We start from the raw sequence: 19,536 nt of genomic DNA on the forward strand, positions 1-19,536 counted from the left end.
GCCCGCTCGGACGAGCGGGCCCCTTTCGCGTCACCGGCCGTCCCGGGCCGCGCGGCCCGGGACGGCGCCTCACCTGCCCTGGTTGGCCACGGCCTGGATGGCGGCCTCGGCCGCGTCCGGGTCGAGGTAGAGGCCGCCCTTGGCGAGCGGCCGGAAGTCGGCGTCCAGCTCGTAGCGGAGCGGGATGCCGGTGGGGATGTTGAGCCCGGCGATCTCGTCGTCGCCGATCCCGTCCAGGTGCTTGACCAGCGCGCGGAGCGAGTTGCCGTGCGCCACGACCAGGACGCTCCGGCCCGCCGCCAGGTCCGGCACGATCTGGTCGTACCAGTACGGCAGCATGCGCTCGACGACGTCCTTGAGGCACTCGGTCCGCGGCATCAGCTCGCCGGGCAGGAGCGCGTAGCGGGCGTCGCCGGCCTGGGAGTACTCGTCGTCGTCGGCGATCGGCGGCGGGGGGACGTCGTAGGAGCGGCGCCAGAGCATGAACTGCTCGTCACCGAACTCCTCGCGCGTCTGCGCCTTGTTCTTGCCCTGGAGCGCGCCGTAGTGGCGCTCGTTGAGCCGCCACGACCGGGTGACCGGCAGCCAGAGCAGGTCGGCCGCGCCCAGCGCGAGGTTCGCCGTCTGGATCGCCCGGCTCAGCAGCGAGGTGTGCACCACGTCGGGCCGCACCCCGGCCTCCAGCAGCAGGCGCCCGCCGCGCCGTGCCTCCTCCTCGCCCTTGGCCGAGAGTCCCGCGTCCACCCAGCCGGTGAACAGACCCTTGGCGTTCCACTCGCTCTCACCGTGCCGCAGCAGCACCAAAGTCGCCATGCGGCCAAGCTTAGTCAGAGGCGCGGATCACCGGCCCGCCGCACCGGCCGGTGCGGTGGAGACCACCGGCCCGCCGCGCACCACCCGCCCCAGGCCGTGCGTGCCGGGCCGCGCGCGCCGGTGCGCCGCCCGTCCCGCACCGGCCGTGCCGGGCGCTTCAGCGGTCCGGGTCGGCGAACCGGGCGAACGCCTGCAGGTTGGCCAGGGACTCCCCCCGCTTGGCCCGCCACTCCCACTCCTTGCGGATGGAGGAGGCGAAGCCCAGCTCCAGCGCGCGGTCGAAGCCCTCGTCGGAGTAGGTGAGCACGCAGCCGAGCAGCCGGTCGATCTCCTCCTCCGAGATCGCCGGCAGGGCGATCCGCCCCACCAGGTAGACGTCGCCGACCGGGTCCAGGGCGAAGTGCACGCCGTACATGGAGCCGTTCTTGGTGAGCAGCCAGCGGTAGAACTCGGCGTGGTTCTCGTCGGGCTGGCGGCAGAAGAACGCCTCGACGTGCAGCGCCTGGTCGCCGACGATCAGCCAGGTCATGGTGGCGAGCTTGTGCTGGCCGGGCAGCCTCACCAGGAAGGCGCCCGGCCTGGGCTCCTCGAAGGAGACCTCGGCGCCCTTGAGCGCCGCCTCGATCACTTCGCGCATGGACCCCACCCTACGAGCGCGCCGGCCCGTTCCACGCGCAGGGCACCGCCACCCGGACCCGGCCCGTTCCACGCGCAGGGCACCGCCACCCGGACCCGGCCCGTCCTACGAGCAGGGCACCGCCACCCGGACCCGGCCCGTCCTACGAACAGGGCACCGCCACCGGGGCGCGGTGCAGGTGCGCCATGGCTCCGGCGTAGACCTCCGCGAGCCGGGCCGCGGTGGCCGACCAGCCGAAGGCGGCGGCCTGGGCGACCGCGCCCGCGGACAGCTCGTCGCGCCAGGCCGGCAGGCGCACGAACCGGCCGAGGACGTGGGCCCAGTCGTGCGGGTCGTGCCCCTCCACGAGCACTCCCGACACGCCGTCGCGCACGGCGGTGCGCAGCCCGCCCACGGAGGCCGCGGCGACCGGCGTGCCGCACGCCTGCGACTCCAGCGCGACCAGGCCGAAGGACTCGCTGTGCGAGGGCACGACGGTCACGTCGGCGGCGCGGTACCAGTCGGCCAGCTCGTGCTGGGGGGCCGGGGGCACGATCCTGACCACGTCCGCGATGCCGAGCTGCGCGGCCAGGTCGGCCAGGTGGGAGGGGCGGGCCAGGCCGTTGCCGCTGGGCCCGCCGACGCAGGCGACGACGAGCCGCGACCGGAGCGAGGGGTCGTCGACGAGCATCCGGGCCGCGGCGCGCAGCAGCACGTCCGGGGCCTTGAGCGGCTGCACCCGGCCCACGAACAGCAGCATGAGGGCGTCGTGCGGGACGCCCAGCCGGCGGCGGGCCGCACCGCGGGGGCCGGGCCGGAAGACGGTGAGGTTCACGCCGGGGTTGACGACCTCGACGCGGCCGGGGGCGGCGCCGTACAGCTCGACGAGTTCCGCGGCCTCGGTCGGCGTGTTGGCCACCAGGCGGTCGGCGACGTCGACGACCTGCTCCTCGCCCAGCACGCGGGCGGTGGGCTCGGGCCGGTCGTCCTCGGCGAGCAGGAGGTTCTTGACCTTCGCCATGGTGTGCATGGTGTGCACCAGCGGCACGCCCCAGCGCTCCTTGGCCAGCCAGCCCACCTGGCCGGAGAGCCAGTAGTGGGAGTGGATGACGTCGTAGCGGCCCGGGTCGTACATCGCCTCGGTGCGCAGCACGCCGGACAGGAAGGCGCAGAGCTGGCCGGGCAGGTCGCCCTTGTCGAGCTCCTCGTACGGCCCCGCGGTGACGTGCCTGACCGAGACACCGGGGACGATCTCGGCGACCGGCGGCAGGTCCCGGGCCGTCTGCCGGGTGAAGATCTCCACCTCGACGCCCAGCTCGGCCAGGCGCTTGGCCGCCTCCACGATGTAGACGTTCATCCCGCCCGCGTCTCCGGTCCCCGGCTGGTCCAGGGGGGACGTGTGCATGCTGATCGTCGCGACCCGGTTGACCCGTCGTCGCCTCACCGACACCACCTCCGAGACGGATATAACCTCGCATATCTTCCCGGCATTCCCACAGTCTCCGGACATACCGGGCCGCGCAGGGCGGCGTCCGGCGGTGCTGGCAGGATGGCTGGTCATGAAGAAGACGGCTGTGGTGACGGGGGCCAGCAGCGGCATCGGCGCGGCGACGGCCCGCCGGCTGGCCCGGGAGGGCTTCGACGTGGTGGCGGCGGCCCGCCGCCGGGACCGGCTGGACGAGCTGGCCGCCGAGGTCCCGGGGATCCGCCCGGTGACCCTGGACGTGACCTCCCCCGAGTCGGTGGCGGAGCTGGCCGCCTCCCTGGACCGCTGCGACGTGCTGGTCAACAACGCCGGGGGCGCGATCGGACTGGAGCCGGTGGCCTCCGGGGACCCGGCCGACTGGCAGCGGATGTACGACGTCAACGTGCTCGGCTCGCTCCGGGTCACCCAGGCCCTGCTGCCGAAACTGGTCGCCTCCGGCGACGGCGTGCTGGTGATGCTGACCTCGGTGGCGGGGCTGGTCTCCTACGAGGGCGGCGGCGGCTACAACGCGGCCAAGCACGCGCAGACCTCGATGACCGAGGTGCTCCGGCTGGAGCTGTGCGGCGAGCCGGTCCGGATCGTCGAGATCGCCCCCGGCATGGTCCACACCGAGGAGTTCTCACTGACCCGCTTCCGCGGCGACGCCGAGCGGGCCGGGAAGGTCTACGAGGGCGTGCCCGGCCCGCTCTCGGCCGACGACGTGGCCGACGCCGTGGCCTGGTGCGTCACCCGCCCGTGGCACGTGAACATCGACCGGCTGGTCATCCGCCCGCGCGCGCAGGCCGCCCAGCACAAGATCCACCGCGTCGCCCCCTGATCCGGTGGCGCGCCCGAGGAGACCGGTCGGTGCGATCACCCGCGGCACGACCGGTTGCAACCGGCTGCGGCGCTCCGACCGCTGGATCGCCGCGGTCTGCGGGCCGATGCTCCGCTCCGCCCGCCGGCCGCTGGTCGTGGACCTCGGCTACGGGGCCTCGCACACCACGACGCTGGAGCTGTTCCTGCGGCTGCGCCGGGTCCGCCCGGACGTCGAGGTCACCGGGATCGAGATCGACCCGGCCCGGGTGGCCGCCGCCCGGCCGTACGAGCGCCCGGGCCTAGAGTTCCGGCTGGGCGGCTTCGAGCTGCCGGTGGCCCGGCCGCCGCTGCTGGTGCGGGCCTTCAACGTGCTGCGGCAGTACGGCGAGGCGGAGGCCTGGGAGCACTGGGACCTGCTCAGGTCCGGGATCGACCCGGACGGGATGATCGTCGAGGGTACCTGCTCGGAGGTCGGGCACCGCGCCGTCTGGGCCGCCCTGGACGCCTCCGGACCCCGGACGCTCACCCTGTCGGCCCGGTTCGACGCCTTCGAGCGCCCCTCGGACCTGGCCGAGCGCCTGCCCAAGGCGCTCATCCACCGCAACGTGCCGGGCGAGCCGGTCCACGCCTTCCTGCGGGACTTCGACCACGCCTGGGCGGTCAGCGCCCCGCTCGCCCCGTACGGCGCGCGCCAGCGCTGGATCGCCTCGGTGGAGGCGCTCTCCGCCGCCTGGCCGGTCTTCCTCCGCCCCCCGCTCGGCGGCCGGTCCCGCTGGCGGCTCGGCGAGGTCACCGTGCCGTGGGCGGCCGTCGCCCCGCTCGACAGCCCGTAGTACTACCCGACGTGGTGCGGGGTTAGGCTTGTTCACGTGAAAGGTCTCGGTGAGCTTGAACGCAGCATCATGGACATCATCTGGGCGCAGCCGTCCGCGGTGACGGCCCGCGAGGTGGGACGCCTCATCGAGGAGCGGGACCTCGCGCCCACGACGGTGATGACCGTGCTCGACAGGCTGACCCGCAAGGGCTTCCTCATCCGCACCCGGGACGGGCGCGCGTGGCGCTACGCGGCCGCGGCGAGCCGCGACGCCTACGTCGCGGAGCTTATGCTGGAGGCTCTCGACATGACCGGGGACCGGTCGGCCGCTCTCACCCGTTTCGCCCAGGCCGTCTCCGGATCCGAAGCCGAGATCCTGCGCAGAGCCCTGACGGAGCTGGAGGACGAGTGATCACCGCGGCAGCCCTGGCGTTCCTCGCCTCGGTCTGCACGGTCGGAGCCTGGCGGCTGGTCCGGGCGCGGTGGACCTACCGCGCCCCGCACGTGGCCATCGTCCTGTGGCAGGCGCTGGGGGTGACCTGGGGCCTGGCCGGCACCGGGGCACTGCTCGCCTACGCCCTGGAGCCCTACGGCCGGGGCGTGCTGCACGGCCTGGGCGCCTTCGCCCTCTCGGCCGTCGAGGGCGGGTACGGCCCGCGCGGGCCGTACGACCTGCCGAGGATCTTCGCCCTCATCGCCGGGCTGACCGCGTTCACCGTGCTGGTCGTGGTGCTGCTGGCCGCGGGCCTGCAGACGTTCCGCGCCCGCCGCCGCCACCGCACGCTGCTGACCCTCATCGCCCGCGAGGACCCCGGGGTCCCCGGCGTGCACGTGGTCGACCACCCGGGCGCGACCGCCTACTGCGTGCCCGGCCTGCGCTCCCAGGTCGTGGTGAGCGAGGGCGCGCTGAAGCTGCTCTCCCCGGACGAGCTGCACGCCGTCCTGGCGCACGAGAGCGCCCACGTGCGCGAGCGGCACGACCTGGTCCTGCTCCCGTTCGCCGCGCTGCGCCGGGCGCTGCCCTGGTCCCGCACGGTGCGGGACGCCCAGCACGAGGTGGCCCTGCTGGTGGAGATGGCCGCCGACGACGCCGCCCGGCGTTCCTGCTCGCCGCGCCGCCTGGCCACCGCCCTGCTCCGGTTCGGCACGGCCGGCGCCGTGCCCGCTCCGCACGGGGCCCTGGGCGCCGTGAGCCCCTCCTCCGCCGTGATGGCCCGGGTCCAGCGCCTGGTCTCGCCGGGCCCCCGGCTCCCCCGCCGGGTCCGCTACGGCGTCGTGGTGTTCTCCGTCACGTTGACCGCCTCCGCACCGCTGCTCTGGCTGGTCCCCCACTGATCAGGGCGCCGATGACGCACATTTGACTGCTTGCTGGTGTTAGCCAACGTGTTTGCAATTGCAAGCAACGTGGGGCAGACTTGAGGCATGGCACTACCCAAGGTCGGCTCGATCGGCGAGTACATCCGCGAGCAGCGCACGCAGGCGAAGATCTCCCTGCGCCAGCTGGCCGCCGCGGCGGGGGTCTCCAACCCCTACCTCAGCCAGATCGAGCGGGGGCTGCGCAAACCGAGCGCGGAGATCCTGAACCAGATCGCCAAGGGTCTGCACATCTCCGCGCAGGCGCTGTACATCCAGGCCGGCCTCATCGAGGACCGGGAGCCGGACAGCGACGTGCTGACCGTCATCCGGGCCGACACCCTCATCACCGAGCGGCAACGCCAGGTGCTGATCGACATCTACGAGTCGTTCCGCAAGGAGAACCGGGCCGGGGCCCCGGACGAGGACGCGCGAGCCGCCAAGAGCGCGCATCCCGCACCGGAGCCCCAGAACGGCGACACGGTCTCCCCGCCGGACGACGAGGGGCCGTTCCCCGAGGAGTTCGCCGCCGCGTTGAAGCCCTACACGGCGTCCTCGGCGAACGGCACGACCGAACCGAAACCAGGAAAGGGTAACTCATGACTCTGGCCACCGAGGTCAAGAAGATCACCGACTCCAAGCCGTTCTACGCCGTCGCCGGAGCCGGCGACTTCGCGGTGGAGAAGCTGCGCGAGCTGCCCGAGCAGGTGCAGCGGCTGCAGAGCCGCCGCGAGGAGATCCGCGAGGTCGCCAAGGACCTGCCCGTCAAGGCCAAGGAGATCGCGGGCAGGGCCGAGGGCTACGCCAAGGAGTTCGGCGGCAGGGCCGAGGGCTACGCCAAGGACCTGCCCGTCAAGGCCCGCGACTACGCCGACCAGCTGACCGCCAAGGCGAACGAGCTCTACGAGGAGTTCGCCAACCGCGGGCGCAAGGTCGTCTCCAAGGTGAGCGGCGAGGCCGCCCTGGAGCTGGAGGAGGTCTCCACCAGCGCCGAGCCCGCGATCGCCGCCACCCCCGCCGCCGCTCCCAGGAGGAACGCCCGCGCCCCGAAGAACGCGGTGAAGGCCTGACCTCTCGCGGCGGAGGCTCGACCTCCCGCGGTGAAGACCCGGTCTCCCGCGGCGAGGGTCCGACCTCCGCCTGAGGCCGCGGACCCCGTCCGCGGCCTCAGGGCCCGCACGGGATCGCACAGGACCCGCCCCGGCACCGGCCGGGGCGGGTCCTGCCGTTCGCGGCCGGCGCCTGGGCGGGTCTCGCCGTCCGCGGCCGGGCGGTGGGGCCCGGCCGACCGCCCGGGGCGGGTCTCTCCGTCCGCGGCCGGGCAGTGGGCGGTGCGGCCCGGCCGACCGCCCGGGGCGGCGCGGGCCGGGAAAAGGGCTTACCGGGGGGTGCGCGGCATCGCCTAGTCTGGGGGCGACCGGCGCGGCGATCCCATGGAGGGACGATGTTCCAGATTTACGGTGTCCTGGACCTGATCTTCCTGATCCTGGGCATCGGGGCCTTCATCCTCTCCGCATGGGCCCTCGTGCACGCGCTCAAGACCCCGGCACGGGCCTTCGCGGTCACCGGCAAGCAGACCAAGCAGCTGTGGACGATCATCCTGAGTCTCGCCGCGCTGTTCTCCTTCGCCTCCGCCGTGGGCTATCTCCCGGGCATCGGCTTCCTCACCATCGTGTCCGTGATCGCGGCGGGCATCTACCTCGCCGACGTGCGGCCCGCCGTACGGGAGGTCGGCAAGGGCGGCAGTTCGGGCCCCTACGGTCCCTGGTAGACCCCCGGAGGGCGCCTCGCCCTCCCTCGAGCGATGTCCGGTCTGAGCCCGGAAAGACAGCTCTCGGCTTCGCTGCGAAGACCACCCGGTTGGTAAGGGCTTGCCCGTAAGCTCCCCGAGACGGTAGACACGCGGGTGATGTTCGCCAGAAAACCCACACTCCACGGAGAGCGCGTGACGCTCCGGCCCGTCGGGCCCGAGCACGTCGACGGGCTCTGGGAGCTCGTCAACGATCCCGACGTCGCCCGGCTGACCGGCTCGCACGGCATGTTCGCCTACCAGGCCGCCGAGCTCTGGTACGGCTCCCGCGGCGAGCACGACGACCGCCTGGACCTGGCGATCTGCGCCGCCGAGGACGACTCCTACGTCGGCGAGGTGGTGCTCAACGACCTGGACGCCGCCAACCTCTCCTGCAACCTGCGGATCGCACTGGTCGGCCCGCGCGCGTTCGGCAGGGGCTACGGCACGGAGGCGATCCGGCTCGTGCTCGACCACGCGTTCGCCACCACGGATCTGCACCGGATCGAGCTCGAGGTCTTCGACTTCAACGACCGGGCCGCCCATGTCTACCGGAAGGTCGGTTTCGTGCAGGAGGGAGTCCGCCGGGACGCCCTCCTCTGGAAAGGGGAACGGCATGACTCGATCATCATGTCGATGCTCGCTCCTGACTGGAAGGTCAAGAAGATCTGACAGACATCACGTGATTTTTCGGAAACGTCTGTTGACAGTTCCGAAACAATGCTACGTTCACTGGGAGCGCTCCCACCTGCACGGAACTAGGTGTGGAGGAAGTTATGTCTGATGTGCCCACACTCGCCCAGGTCGCCGCAGAAGCAGGTGTGTCCCCGGCAACGGCGTCCCGGGTCCTCACAGGCTCTGTCAGGGTCAGCACCTCGACCCGACGACAGGTGCACGACGCGATCTCCCGTCTCGGTTACGTGCGCCACCGCGCACCCCGGGGCGGCTCCGGACGGCGGTGCGACCAGACCGTGGCCGTGGTCGTCTGCGAATCCGCACAGCGGCTGTTCACCGAGCCGTTCTACGCGAGGATGATCACTGCGGCGGAGGAGGTGCTCACCGGCCAGGGGATCCCCCTCACCGTGATGACCGCCACCTCGGCCACCTCCACCATCGCCACCCCGCAGCTCGTCGCCGGCGGCGTCGACGGCGTCCTGCTCATCGGCGCGCGGGAGCGGCACCCGCTCGTGGTGACCCTGGCCGCCTCCGGCGTCCCGGTGCGCAGCGCGGGCCGCGCCCCCGACGGCATCGACCTTCCGTACGTGGACATGGACAACGCGGACGGCGCCCGGCAGGCCGCCGAGCACCTGCTGCTCGGCGGGCGGCGGTCCATCGCCGCCATCGCGGGACCGCCCGGCCTCCCCGCGGCCCGGGACCGGCTGGAGGGCTTCACCCGGACGCTCTCCCTGGCCGGCATGACGGGCATCCCGGTGGCGTACGGCGACTTCACCCACTCCTCCGGCGTGCACGCCGCCCAGTGGCTGCTGCGCAGGATGCCGCATCTGGACGCGGTGTTCGCCGCCTCCGACGTGATGGCCGCCGCGGCCGTGCAGACCCTGCGCCGCGCCGGCCGCCGGGTGCCCGACGACGTGGCCGTGATCGGCTTCGACGACGCCCCCATCGCCCGGCGGACCTCCCCCACGCTGACCACGGTGCGCCAGCCGGTGGAGGAGTTCGCCGCACTCGCCACCCGGCTGCTGCTGATGTCGATGAACTCTCCCGAGAGCACCAGGAACAACCCGGTGCTGCCGACGGAGCTGGTGGTCCGTGAATCTGCTTGAACCCGGAGGACTCCGCGCGGGCGACGTGCTCACCCGCAGGTACCTGCTGATGGAGCAGATCGGCCGGGGCGGCATGAGCGTCGTCTGGAGGGGGTTCGACCAGTCCCTCCAGCGGATGGTGGCGATCAAGATCCTGGAGGCGGACCTCGGCGCGGACCGCGAGCTCATCCGGCGCGAGGCCCGGGCCACCGCGCGCCTCATCCACCCGGACACGATCGAGGTCTACGACTACGGCGAGACCGTGACCTCCCACGGCCGCCTCGCCGCCTACGTGGTGATGCGGCTGCTGGAGGGGCGGCCGCTGGCCGACCGGATCGTCCAGGGGCCGCTGCCCTGGACGGAGGCCGTGGCGGTCGCCGGGAGGCTGGCCACCGTCCTGGCCGCCGCCCACGAGCGGGGCGTCGTGCACCGGGACGTCACCGCCGAGAACGTGCTGCTGGCCTCGGACGGCGCCAAGCTGCTCGACTTCGGCATCGCGGCGTTCATCGGGGAGGAGGACGACGACCGCACCGGCGAGTACGGCACCCCGCCCTACGTGGCGCCGGAACGCCTGACCGGCCGGGTCGCCGACCCCGCGAGCGACGTCTACGCCCTGGGCGTGCTGCTCTTCGAGATGCTCACCGGCGCCACGCCGTACCCGGAGCGGACCTGGGAGGAGATCGAGAACGCCCGGCGCGAGGGACCCCCGCCCGAGCTGCGCGTGCCGGGGCTGCCGCCCGAGGTGGCGGCGCTGTGCCGGCGCTGCCTGGCGCACGATCCGGGGTCCCGGCCGAGGGCGCAGGAGGTGGCCGACGGCCTGGCGGCGGCGCGGGCCCGGCGCAGGAGATCGGGGGGCTCGGCGCGGCGCTCGATCGTCCACCGCACGGCGGCCGTCACCGCTCTGACGATGGTCACCGGCTTCCTGGTCTGGGGGCAGGTCGGCGGCGAGCGGAACGGAGCCGTCATCTCTCTCGGCCCGGCCCCGCAGCCGAGTCCCGCCCTCACGGAGGACCCCTCTCCGGTTCCCTCCTCCGGAGAGCCGGAAGGAGGGGCGGGGACCGCCGGGCCACCGGCGGGCGAGCCCACCGGCGCCCCGGACGCCGGACGGGAGCCGGGTGCCGACGACCCGGACGCCGGGCGGGAGCAGGAGACCGACGCCGGCGGGGCCGGGGAACCGAGCGCGGAACCGACGGTGCTCCTGGTGGAGAACGTGCGGGCGGAACGGCTCACGCTGGACCAGCGCGTACGGCGCTTCAACACCCTGCTGGCCGAGAGCGCGGGCCGGGGGGAGATCCGCCCCGACGTGGCGCTGGACCTGCGGCAGGTCCTGGCCAACAGCGTCTGCTGCGCCCAGGACCTCACGCCGGTCCGGCAGAAGATCGCAGACCGGCACCGGGAGGGCTCCCTCACCGGCCGGCTCCGCGAGTCGCTGAACGCCCAGCTCAAGGCCATGGCGGTCCTGCTGGCCGGGTGAGCACGGCCCCGCCCGGGGACGCGTACGGCGCCGCGTCCCCGGGCGGGTCTCCGGGGCGGGGCTTCGGGGCGGGGGCTTCGGGGCGGGGGCTTCGGGGGCAGGGCCCTCAGGCGGGGTCGGGACCCGTGGACGGGGCAGGGCCCTCGGACGGACGGCTTCCCCGGGCGGCTTCCCCGGACGGGGCCGCGGGGCGGAGCCGAGCCTTCGGGCGGGGGCAGGGCCCTCGGGCGGGGTCGGGACCCGTGGGCGGGGACAGGGCCCTCGGGTGGACGGTCCGTCAGGCCGGCGCGGGGGGCGTGGCCTGGCCGGAGCGCCGGGCCGGGACATGACGCATGGCCTCGGCGACGGTCGGATCGGTGGGGAACGCCTCGCTGAGCCGGGTCAGCTCCAGGAGCCGCTGCAGGAAGCCCCGGACGCCCGCCAGCCGGAGCCATCCTCCGGCTTCGAAGGAGCGGCGCAGTCCGGCCAGCAGCAGCCAGACCCCGGTGGAGTCACAGAAGCCCAGGGCGGAGACGTCCACGATGAGGTGGACGTGCCCGGCCCCCAGCACCTCCGAGATCACCTTCTCCAACTGCGGAGCCGAGACCTTGTCCAGGTCTCCGGAGACGGAGATGACGGCGCAGGCGGGGTGTGAGATCACCTCGATGGACAACTTCGTCAATGTTCGCCTGCCTTCGAGCTTTACCGCGGAAGCGGCTGTGATGTTGCGACAGGCGCGATGGCCGTTACCGCCTAACGTACAGGGGCGATCAAGCGAACACAGCCCCGGGTGGAGTGCGTGTTCCCCCTCCGGACGGACACGTCCGCAGCTCACCCCGCAGAGGGCCGCGCGGATGAAACTTTCACCCCGCCCGGCCCGCCGCGTGAGCCGTACCGGCCGAGCTAGAGGGGGTCGCGCGCCCCGCCCGGCGGCGCCGGACGGCGCACGGGACGGTTGACGTCCGCCCGGCGGGCACCGAACCATGACGACGCGACCGGCCGCACCCCCACCCACCACGAGGTTCCCGCCTCGCGAGCAGATCCCGTCCTCGAAGGGCATCTCATGAAAGTCCTGCGTGTCCGCAGGTGGTCGGCCGCTTTCGCGGCGCTCGCGACCACCGCTGCGCTGGCCGTCGCGCTCGGCTCCTCCCCCGCGGGGGCGGCGGCCGGGACCGGAACCGGCTACCTGCACACCTCCGGCAACAAGATCGTCGACAGCACCGGGGCGACCGTCCGGCTGACCGGAATCAACTGGTTCGGCATGGAGACCGACAACAAGACCTTCCACGGGCTGTGGTCGAACAACCCCTGGAAGGGCCAGATCGACAAGATGGCCTCACTCGGCTACAACACCCTGCGCGTGCCGTTCTCCAACGACGCGCTCAAGCCCGGCGCGACCGCCAGCGGCGTCAACGACTTCGTCAACCCCGACCTGGTCGGCAAGAGCCCGCTGCAGATCCTCGACATGGTGGTCGACTACGCCGGCCAGAAGGGCATGCGGATCATCCTCGACCGGCACCGCCCGACCGCGGCCGGGCAGTCCGCGCTCTGGTACGTCGCCTCGACGCCGGAGAGCACCTGGATCGAGGACTGGAAGATGCTCGCCCGGCGCTACGCGGACGACCCCACCGTCATCGGCGCCGACCTGCACAACGAGCCGCACGCCGAGGGCACCAACCCGGCCGCCACCGGCGCCTGCTGGGGCTGCGGCGACCCCGCCCGCGACTGGCGGCTGGCCGCCGAGCGCGCGGGCAACGCGGTGCTCTCGGTCAACCCGAACTGGCTGATCTTCGTGGAGGGCGTGAGCTGCCCGAGCGGCGGCCTGTCCGACGTCTGGGACAACGACCCGTCCAACGACGAGGACTGCGGCTGGTGGGGCGGGAACCTCTCCAAGGCCAAGGAGTTCCCGGTACGGCTCAGCGTGCCGAACCGGCTGGTCTACTCCCCGCACGAGTACGCCACCTCGGTCTTCCGCCAGAAGTGGTTCGACGACCCGTCCTACCCGGCGAACATGCCGGCCATCTGGGACCGGTACTGGGGTTACCTGCACAAGGAGAACATCGCCCCGATCATGATCGGCGAGTTCGGCACCACCATGCAGGCGGCGGTGGACAAGGTCTGGCTCCAGGAGCTGATGAAGTACACCGGCACCGGGGTGAACGGCATGTCCTTCACTTACTGGTCATGGAACCCGAATTCGGGTGACACCGGCGGCATCGCCAAGGATGACTGGACCTCCATCAACCAGGAGAAGCAGGACATCCTGCAGCCCTACCTGATCCCGCCGACGGGCGGCGACGGTCCGGACCCGTCGGCCACCCCGACCGTGACCTCGACGGTGGACCCGCCCTCGTGCACCTCGTCGTACAAGCCGGTCAACTCCTGGCAGGGCGGCTTCCAGGGCGAACTGACGATCAAGAACACCGGTGGTTCGGCGCTCGACGGCTGGACGGCCACCTGGAAGATGCCGGCGGGCGTGACGCTCGGCAGCGCCTGGAACGCCGTCGTGACGGCCTCCGGGACCACCTGGACGGCGAAGGGGCCCGCCTGGGCCGCGAACCTGCCCGCCGGGCAGTCGGTCGTCATCGGCTTCACCGCGAACGGCCCGCAGGGCGAGCCGGCCGAGGTCGCCTGCTCGGGCGGCTGAGACGCGCCGTTGGTGCGGCGTCCCGGTTCCGGACTCCGTGGCCGGGGCGCCGCCCCACCGATGGAGCACGCGCTCGGCTGAAAGTTTCACGGGCGGGAAATCACCCCCGCGGGATCACCGCAGCCTGCCGCCCCTTGACACGAAACCCCGGTGTAACCGGGGATACACGCCATTGACATCCGGGTGGCGGACTCCAGAATCCTGTTTGGGAGCGCTCCCACCCATCTTCTCCCCTGTCCGATCCGACGCGAGGCCGTCACCAGCGGAATCACGACGGGTCCACCCCTGGAGGACCTTTTCGATGTACAGATCCCCCATCAGAGCGGGAGCGCTCCCACGACTCCGGAGACGGGTCGCGGCTGTGGCGCTGCTCAGCCTGGCGGCCGGCACGACGACCGCCCTGGCGGCCTCACCGGCCTTCGCGGCCGTCTCGTGCGACGTAGCCTACTCGACCAACGACTGGCAGGGCGGCTTCACCGCCAGCGTGACGATCAAGAACCTGGGCGACCCGCTGAACGGCTGGACCCTCGGCTTCGACTTCCCCAACGCCTCGCAGAAGCTGGTGCAGGGCTGGAGCGCCACCTGGTCGCAGAGCGGCGGCACCGTCACCGCCAAGAGCATGGACTGGAACGGCAGGCTGGCCACCGGCGCCTCCACCAGCATCGGCTTCAACGGCAGCTGGTCGGGGAGCAACCCCAAGCCGGCCGCCTTCACGATCAACGGCACCACCTGCGGCGGCGGTGACCCCGTCAACCAGGCCCCGTCGGTCAAGCTCACCAAGCCGGCCGCCGGGGCGACCTTCACCGCGCCCGCCACGGTGGAGATCACCGCCGACGCCGCCGACTCCGACGGCACGGTGGCCAAGGTCGAGTTCTACAACGGCAGCACGCTGCTGGGCAGCGACACCAGCGCGCCGTACGCCTACGACTGGACCGGCGTGGCGGCGGGCAGCTACTCGCTCACCGCGAAGGCCACCGACGACAAGGGCCTGGCGAAGACCTCCGACCCGGTCGGGATCACCGTCTCGCCCGACAGCGCGCCCGCCGTGGTGGTCAGCCCGGCCTCGGTCGCCGTCCCCGAGGGCGACTCCGAGACCGTCTCGGTCAAGCTCTCCAAGGCCCCGTCGGCGAACGTCACCGTGACGACCGCCCGGACCTCCGGCGACGCCGACCTGTCCGTCGGCACCGGCACCTCGCTGACGTTCACCCCGGCCAACTGGAACACCGCGCAGACGGTGGAGATCGAGGCCGCCGAGGACGCCGACCAGGCCTCCGGCAGCGCCGAGTTCACCGCGAGCGCCACCGGCCACACCGCGGCGAAGGTGGCCGCCACCGAGGTGGACAACGACTCCACCGGCGGCGACAACGAGTACATCAAGCGCTTCACCACGATGTACAACAAGATCAAGGACCCGGCCAACGGCTACTTCTCGCCCGAGGGCGTGCCGTACCACTCGGTCGAGACCTTCATGGTCGAGGCGCCGGACCACGGGCACGAGACCACCTCCGAGGCCTACAGCTACTACCTGTGGCTGGAGGCGGCCTACGGCAAGGTGACGGGCGACTGGAGCAGGTTCAACGAGGCCTGGGCCTCGCTGGAGAAGTACATCATCCCCTCCACCGCCGACCAGCCGACGAACTCGTTCTACAACCCGGCCAAGCCCGCCACCTACGCCGGTGAGTGGGACGACATCAAGCAGTACCCGTCCAAGCTGGACGGCGGCGTCTCGGTCGGCGTGGACCCCATCGCCAACGAGCTGAAGAGCGCCTACGGCACCAGCGACGTGTACGGCATGCACTGGCTGCTGGACGTCGACAACACCTACGGCTTCGGCCGCTGCGGCGACGGCACGACCAGGCCCGCCTACATCAACACCTACCAGCGCGGCCCGGAGGAGTCGGTCTTCGAGACCATCCCGCAGCCGTCCTGCGACACCTTCAAGCACGGCGGCAAGAACGGCTTCCTGGACCTGTTCACCGGGGACGCCTCCTACGCCAAGCAGTGGAAGTACACCAACGCCCCCGACGCCGACGCCCGCGCCGTCCAGGTGGCCTACTGGGCGCACACCTGGGCCAAGGAGCAGGGCAAGGAGTCGCAGATCTCCTCGACGGTCGCCAAGGCCGCGAAGATGGGCGACTACCTGCGCTACGCGATGTACGACAAGTACTTCAAGAAGCAGGGCTGCACCAGCACCTCGTGTGCGGCCGGCACCGGCAAGGACAGCGCCTCCTACCTGCTGAGCTGGTACTACGCCTGGGGCGGCGCCGCCGACCCGGCCGCCGGCTGGGCCTGGCGGATCGGCTCCAGCCACAACCACTCCGGCTACCAGAACCCGATGGCCGCCTGGGTGCTGTCCAGCGTGGACGCGCTCAAGCCCAAGGGCGCGACCGCCGTCCAGGACTGGACCACCAGCACCAAGCGGCAGCTGGAGTTCTACCGCTGGCTGCAGTCGTCCGAGGGCGCGATCGCCGGCGGCGCGACCAACAGCTGGCAGGGCCACTACGCCGCCCCGCCGTCGACCCTGCCGACCTTCTACGGCATGGCCTACGACTGGCAGCCGGTCTACCACGACCCGCCGTCGAACCAGTGGTTCGGCTTCCAGGCGTGGTCGATGGAGCGGGTCGCGGAGCTGTACTACGCGACCGGCAACGCCGACGCCAAGGCCGTGCTGGACAAGTGGGTCAAGTGGGCCACCGACAACACCACGATCAACGCCGACGGCACCTACCAGATGCCCTCGACGCTGGTGTGGACCGGCCAGCCCGACACCTGGAACCCGGCCAGCCCCGGCTCCAACTCCGGACTGCACGTCAGCGTCCGGGACTACACGACCGACGTGGGCGTGGCCGGCTCCTACGCCAAGGTGCTGATGTACTACGCGGCCAGGGCCAAGGACACGAACGCGCAGAACGTCGCCAAGGGCCTGCTCGACGGCATGTGGAAGAACAACCAGGACGCCAAGGGCGTCTCCACCGTGGAGACCAAGGCCGACTACAACCGCCTGAACGACCCGGTCTACGTCCCGCCGGGCTGGACCGGCAAGATGCCCAACGGCGACGTGATCGACGGCAACTCGACCTTCCTGTCCATCCGCTCCTTCTACAAGAACGACCCGGACTGGCCGAAGGTGGACGCCTACCTGAAGGGCACCGGCCCCGCGCCGACCTTCAAGTACCACCGCTTCTGGGCGCAGGTCGACGTCGCCGTCGCCCTCGCCGAGTACGGCCGGCTGTTCCCCTGACCTCCCCGGCCCCCTGACGCCGGGTCCGGCCCCTGACCCCGGACCCGGCACCTGAAAGACCTCGGGGCGCGGCGGCATCCCTGACCTGCCGCCGCGTCCCGGGCACCACCTTCTCTCCGAGAGGCACCCCCCACCGATGAAGAGATCCATGGCGGTGCTCGCGCTGGCGGCCCTGGCGGCCGTCCCGGTGCCCGCCGCGACCGCCTCGGCGTCCTCGGCGTCCTCGGCCGCGGCGGAGTTCAACTACGGCGAGGCGCTGCAGAAGTCCATCTGGTTCTACGAGGCCCAGCAGTCGGGGAAGCTGCCGGACTGGAACCGGGTGAGCTGGCGCGGCGACTCCGCGCTCGACGACGGCGAGGACGCCGGGCTCGACCTGACCGGCGGCTGGTACGACGCGGGCGACCACGTGAAGTTCGGCCTGCCGATGGCGTTCACCACGACCATGCTGGCCTGGGGCGTGGTGGAGTACCGCGACGCGTACTCCTCCTCCGGCCAGCTCACCCACCTGCTCAACAATCTGAAGTTCGTCAACGACTACTTCATCAAGGCCCACCCGTCCCCGAACGTGCTCTACGGGCAGGTCGGCCACGGCGGCAAGGACCACGCCTGGTGGGGGCCGGCCGAGGCGATGCAGATGGAGCGGCCCGCCTACAGGATCGACGCCACCTGCGGCGGATCGGACCTGGCCGGGGAGACCGCGGCGGCGATGGCCGCCTCCTCGATCGTCTTCCGCCCGACGAACGCGGCCTACGCCGACACGCTGGTCAAGCACGCGCGGGAGCTGTACGCCTTCGCCGACACCGTGCGCAAGAAGTACAGCGAGTGCATCACCGACGCCCAGGGCTACTACAACTCCTGGAGCGGCTACAACGACGAGCTGGTCTGGGGCGCGATCTGGCTGCACCGGGCCACCGGCGAGGCCTCCTACCTGGCCAAGGCGGAGTCCTACTACGACAACCTCGGCACCGAGCCGCAGAGCACCACGAAGTCCTACAAGTGGACGATCGCCTGGGACGACAAGTCCTACGGCTCCTACGTGCTGCTGCACAAGCTCACCGGTAAGCAGCGCTACCTCGACGACGCCAACCGGTGGCTGGACTACTGGACCGTCGGGGTGAACGGGCAGAAGATCAGGTACTCGCCCGGCGGGCAGGCCGTACTGGACCGGTGGGGGTCGCTGCGCTACGCCGCCAACACCTCGTTCGCGGCCCTGGTGCACGCCGACTCGATCACCGACGCGACCCGCAAGGCGCGCTACCACGACTTCGCCAAGCGCCAGATCGACTACGCGCTCGGCGACAACCCGCGTAAGTCGTCCTACGTGGTCGGATTCGGCGCCAACCCGCCGAAGAACCCGCACCACCGCACCGCGCACGGCTCCTGGACCGACCAGCAGACCAACCCCGTCGAGACCCGCCACACCCTGTACGGCGCGCTCGTCGGCGGCCCGCCCGACCCCGACGACGCCTACACCGACAGGCGCGACGACTTCGTGATGAACGAGGTCGCCACCGACTACAACGCCGGTTTCACCAGCGCGCTGGCGCGGCTGTACTCCGAGTACGGCGGGTCCCCGGCGGCGGGCTTCCCGGCGAAGGAGAGCCCCGACGGCCCCGAGATCTTCATCGAGGCCGGGGTGAACGCCTCCGGGAGCGCCTTCACCGAGATCAAGGCGATCGTCCGCAACCAGTCGGCCTGGCCGGCCAGGAACCTGACCGACGGCTCCTTCCGCTACTACTTCACCCTCGACGGCGACACCACCGCGAACCAGATCACGGTCGGCTCGGCCTACAACCAGTGCAAGCCGCCGACCGGCCCGACCCTGCTGTCCGGGAAGACCTACTACGTCACGATCGACTGCTCCGGCACCTCGATCTCCCCGGCCGGGCAGTCCCAGCACCGGCGCGAGGTGCAGTTCCGCATCGCCTCCACCGGCACCTGGGACCCGTCGAACGACTGGTCGTACAAGGGCGTCGCCACCACTCCCGGCGCGACCCCGGTCCGGGTGGACAACATCACCGTCTACGCGGGCACCGCGCGGATCTGGGGGAACCCGCCCGGCGACGAGCCGCCGCCGGTCGACGACGACACCCCGCCGGGCAGGCCCGGCAAGCCGGCCGTCTCCGCGGTCACCGGGAGCACGGCGAGGCTGACCTGGACCGCCGCCACGGACGAGGTGGGCGTCACCGGCTACGACGTCTACCGCGGCACCGCCAAGGTGGGGACCGCCTCCGGCACCTCGTACGACCTGACCGGCCTGACCCCGGCCACGGAGTACAGCGTGCACGTGGTGGCGCGGGACGCGGCGGGCAACGCCTCCGAGGCGTCCGAGAGCACCTCGTTCACCACCGCGGAGGCTCCGGCGGGCGGCTGCACCGCCGTCTACAAGGTCGGCAACGGCTGGCAGGGCGCCTTCCAGGGCGAGGTCACCGTCACCAACGCGGGCGCGGCCGCCATCAAGGGCTGGACCGTGACCTGGCGGTTCCCGGACGGCCAGGTCATCAGCCAGCTCTGGAACGGCGCGCACACCCAGACGGGCGCGGACGTGACGGTGAAGAACGTCGCCTGGAACGGCGCGCTCGCCCCGAACGCGTCCGCCTCGTTCGGCTTCACCGCGAGCCGGGGCGGCACGAACGGCGTCCCGTCCCCGGTGTCCTGCACCGCGAGCTGACGAGCCCGCGGAGCCGGCGGTCCCGTCGGCTCCGCGGGCCTCAGAGCCCCCGGCCGGGCGTAGTGGACCCCTCCGCCCGGCCGGGTCCCACCCTC

The 19,536-nt window shown here is 72.0% G+C and carries 17 protein-coding genes; 13 read left to right on the forward strand and 4 right to left on the reverse strand.

Features of this window, described 5'->3' with window-relative positions:
* Nucleotides 1–69 precede the first annotated feature (69 nt).
* The 3 genes from IEZ06_RS12865 to mshA form a co-directional block, all read right to left on the reverse strand.
* Complete coding sequence (locus IEZ06_RS12865) at nucleotides 70–813, reverse strand: phosphoglyceromutase (protein ID WP_189236923.1); 744 nt, start codon at nucleotides 811–813, stop codon at nucleotides 70–72.
* Between the two features lie 157 nt (nucleotides 814–970).
* Nucleotides 971–1,450, reverse strand: coding sequence for a type III secretion system chaperone family protein (locus IEZ06_RS12870; protein WP_189236924.1), 480 nt, complete (start codon nucleotides 1,448–1,450; stop codon nucleotides 971–973).
* A 142-nt stretch (nucleotides 1,451–1,592) separates the two neighbouring features.
* Entirely contained in the window at nucleotides 1,593–2,834 is a 1,242-nt protein-coding gene (gene mshA, locus IEZ06_RS12875; RefSeq protein WP_229798077.1) for a D-inositol-3-phosphate glycosyltransferase, read from the reverse strand.
* 154 nt (nucleotides 2,835–2,988) lie between these two features.
* Here mshA and IEZ06_RS12880 point away from each other — a divergent pair, with 154 nt between their 5' ends.
* The 10 genes from IEZ06_RS12880 (at nucleotide 2,989) to IEZ06_RS12925 (ending at nucleotide 10,903) form a co-directional block, all read left to right on the forward strand.
* Nucleotides 2,989–3,732: an SDR family oxidoreductase gene (locus IEZ06_RS12880; protein ID WP_189236925.1), complete on the forward strand. Its 744-nt coding sequence runs from the start codon at nucleotides 2,989–2,991 to the stop codon at nucleotides 3,730–3,732.
* Nucleotides 3,733–3,736: 4 nt separating this feature from the next.
* Complete coding sequence (locus IEZ06_RS12885; RefSeq protein WP_189236926.1) at nucleotides 3,737–4,546, forward strand: class I SAM-dependent methyltransferase; 810 nt, start codon at nucleotides 3,737–3,739, stop codon at nucleotides 4,544–4,546.
* 36 nt (nucleotides 4,547–4,582) lie between these two features.
* Nucleotides 4,583–4,939: a BlaI/MecI/CopY family transcriptional regulator gene (locus IEZ06_RS12890; protein WP_084008187.1), complete on the forward strand. Its 357-nt coding sequence runs from the start codon at nucleotides 4,583–4,585 to the stop codon at nucleotides 4,937–4,939.
* The gene (locus IEZ06_RS12895) at nucleotides 4,936–5,862 is read left to right on the forward strand and encodes a M56 family metallopeptidase (RefSeq protein ID WP_189236927.1); all 927 of its coding nucleotides are present in this window, start codon (nucleotides 4,936–4,938) and stop codon (nucleotides 5,860–5,862) included. The genes IEZ06_RS12890 and IEZ06_RS12895 overlap by 4 nt, the downstream gene beginning before the upstream one ends.
* Before the next feature lie 87 nt (nucleotides 5,863–5,949).
* Nucleotides 5,950–6,483: a helix-turn-helix domain-containing protein gene (locus IEZ06_RS37470; RefSeq protein ID WP_068896454.1), complete on the forward strand. Its 534-nt coding sequence runs from the start codon at nucleotides 5,950–5,952 to the stop codon at nucleotides 6,481–6,483.
* Nucleotides 6,480–6,950, forward strand: a complete 471-nt coding sequence (locus IEZ06_RS12905; RefSeq protein WP_189236928.1) for a hypothetical protein — start codon at nucleotides 6,480–6,482, stop codon at nucleotides 6,948–6,950. The genes IEZ06_RS37470 and IEZ06_RS12905 overlap by 4 nt, the downstream gene beginning before the upstream one ends.
* A gap of 374 nt (nucleotides 6,951–7,324) precedes the next feature.
* Entirely contained in the window at nucleotides 7,325–7,651 is a 327-nt protein-coding gene (locus IEZ06_RS12910; protein ID WP_189236929.1) for a DUF2516 family protein, read from the forward strand.
* Nucleotides 7,652–7,825: 174 nt separating this feature from the next.
* Nucleotides 7,826–8,341, forward strand: coding sequence for a GNAT family N-acetyltransferase (locus tag IEZ06_RS12915; protein ID WP_229798057.1), 516 nt, complete (start codon nucleotides 7,826–7,828; stop codon nucleotides 8,339–8,341).
* A gap of 104 nt (nucleotides 8,342–8,445) precedes the next feature.
* Nucleotides 8,446–9,450, forward strand: coding sequence for a LacI family DNA-binding transcriptional regulator (locus IEZ06_RS12920; protein ID WP_068896450.1), 1,005 nt, complete (start codon nucleotides 8,446–8,448; stop codon nucleotides 9,448–9,450).
* Nucleotides 9,437–10,903, forward strand: a complete 1,467-nt coding sequence (locus IEZ06_RS12925) for a serine/threonine-protein kinase (RefSeq protein ID WP_189236931.1) — start codon at nucleotides 9,437–9,439, stop codon at nucleotides 10,901–10,903. Before IEZ06_RS12920 ends, IEZ06_RS12925 begins: the two co-directional genes overlap by 14 nt.
* A 277-nt stretch (nucleotides 10,904–11,180) precedes the next feature.
* Here the strand turns inward: IEZ06_RS12925 and IEZ06_RS12930 are convergent, their stop codons facing one another.
* Nucleotides 11,181–11,555 (reverse strand): STAS domain-containing protein, encoded by a 375-nt coding sequence (locus tag IEZ06_RS12930; RefSeq protein WP_229798059.1) that lies wholly within the window; start codon nucleotides 11,553–11,555, stop codon nucleotides 11,181–11,183.
* Nucleotides 11,556–11,945: 390 nt separating this feature from the next.
* Between IEZ06_RS12930 and IEZ06_RS12935 the strand changes: the two genes are divergently transcribed.
* The 3 genes from IEZ06_RS12935 (at nucleotide 11,946) to IEZ06_RS12945 (ending at nucleotide 19,441) form a co-directional block, all read left to right on the forward strand.
* The gene (locus tag IEZ06_RS12935; protein WP_189236933.1) at nucleotides 11,946–13,529 is read left to right on the forward strand and encodes a cellulase family glycosylhydrolase; all 1,584 of its coding nucleotides are present in this window, start codon (nucleotides 11,946–11,948) and stop codon (nucleotides 13,527–13,529) included.
* Between the two features lie 301 nt (nucleotides 13,530–13,830).
* Nucleotides 13,831–16,770 carry a glycoside hydrolase family 48 protein gene (locus IEZ06_RS12940; protein ID WP_189236934.1) on the forward strand — a complete coding sequence of 980 codons (2,940 nt, stop codon included), beginning with the start codon at nucleotides 13,831–13,833 and terminating at the stop codon, nucleotides 16,768–16,770.
* A gap of 136 nt (nucleotides 16,771–16,906) precedes the next feature.
* Complete coding sequence (locus IEZ06_RS12945) at nucleotides 16,907–19,441, forward strand: glycoside hydrolase family 9 protein (protein WP_189236935.1); 2,535 nt, start codon at nucleotides 16,907–16,909, stop codon at nucleotides 19,439–19,441.
* The last annotated feature ends 95 nt before the right edge of the window (nucleotides 19,442–19,536 follow it).

The organism is Planomonospora antibiotica (assembly GCF_014647955.1).
Classification (GTDB): Bacteria; Actinomycetota; Actinomycetes; order Streptosporangiales; family Streptosporangiaceae; genus Planomonospora; species Planomonospora parontospora.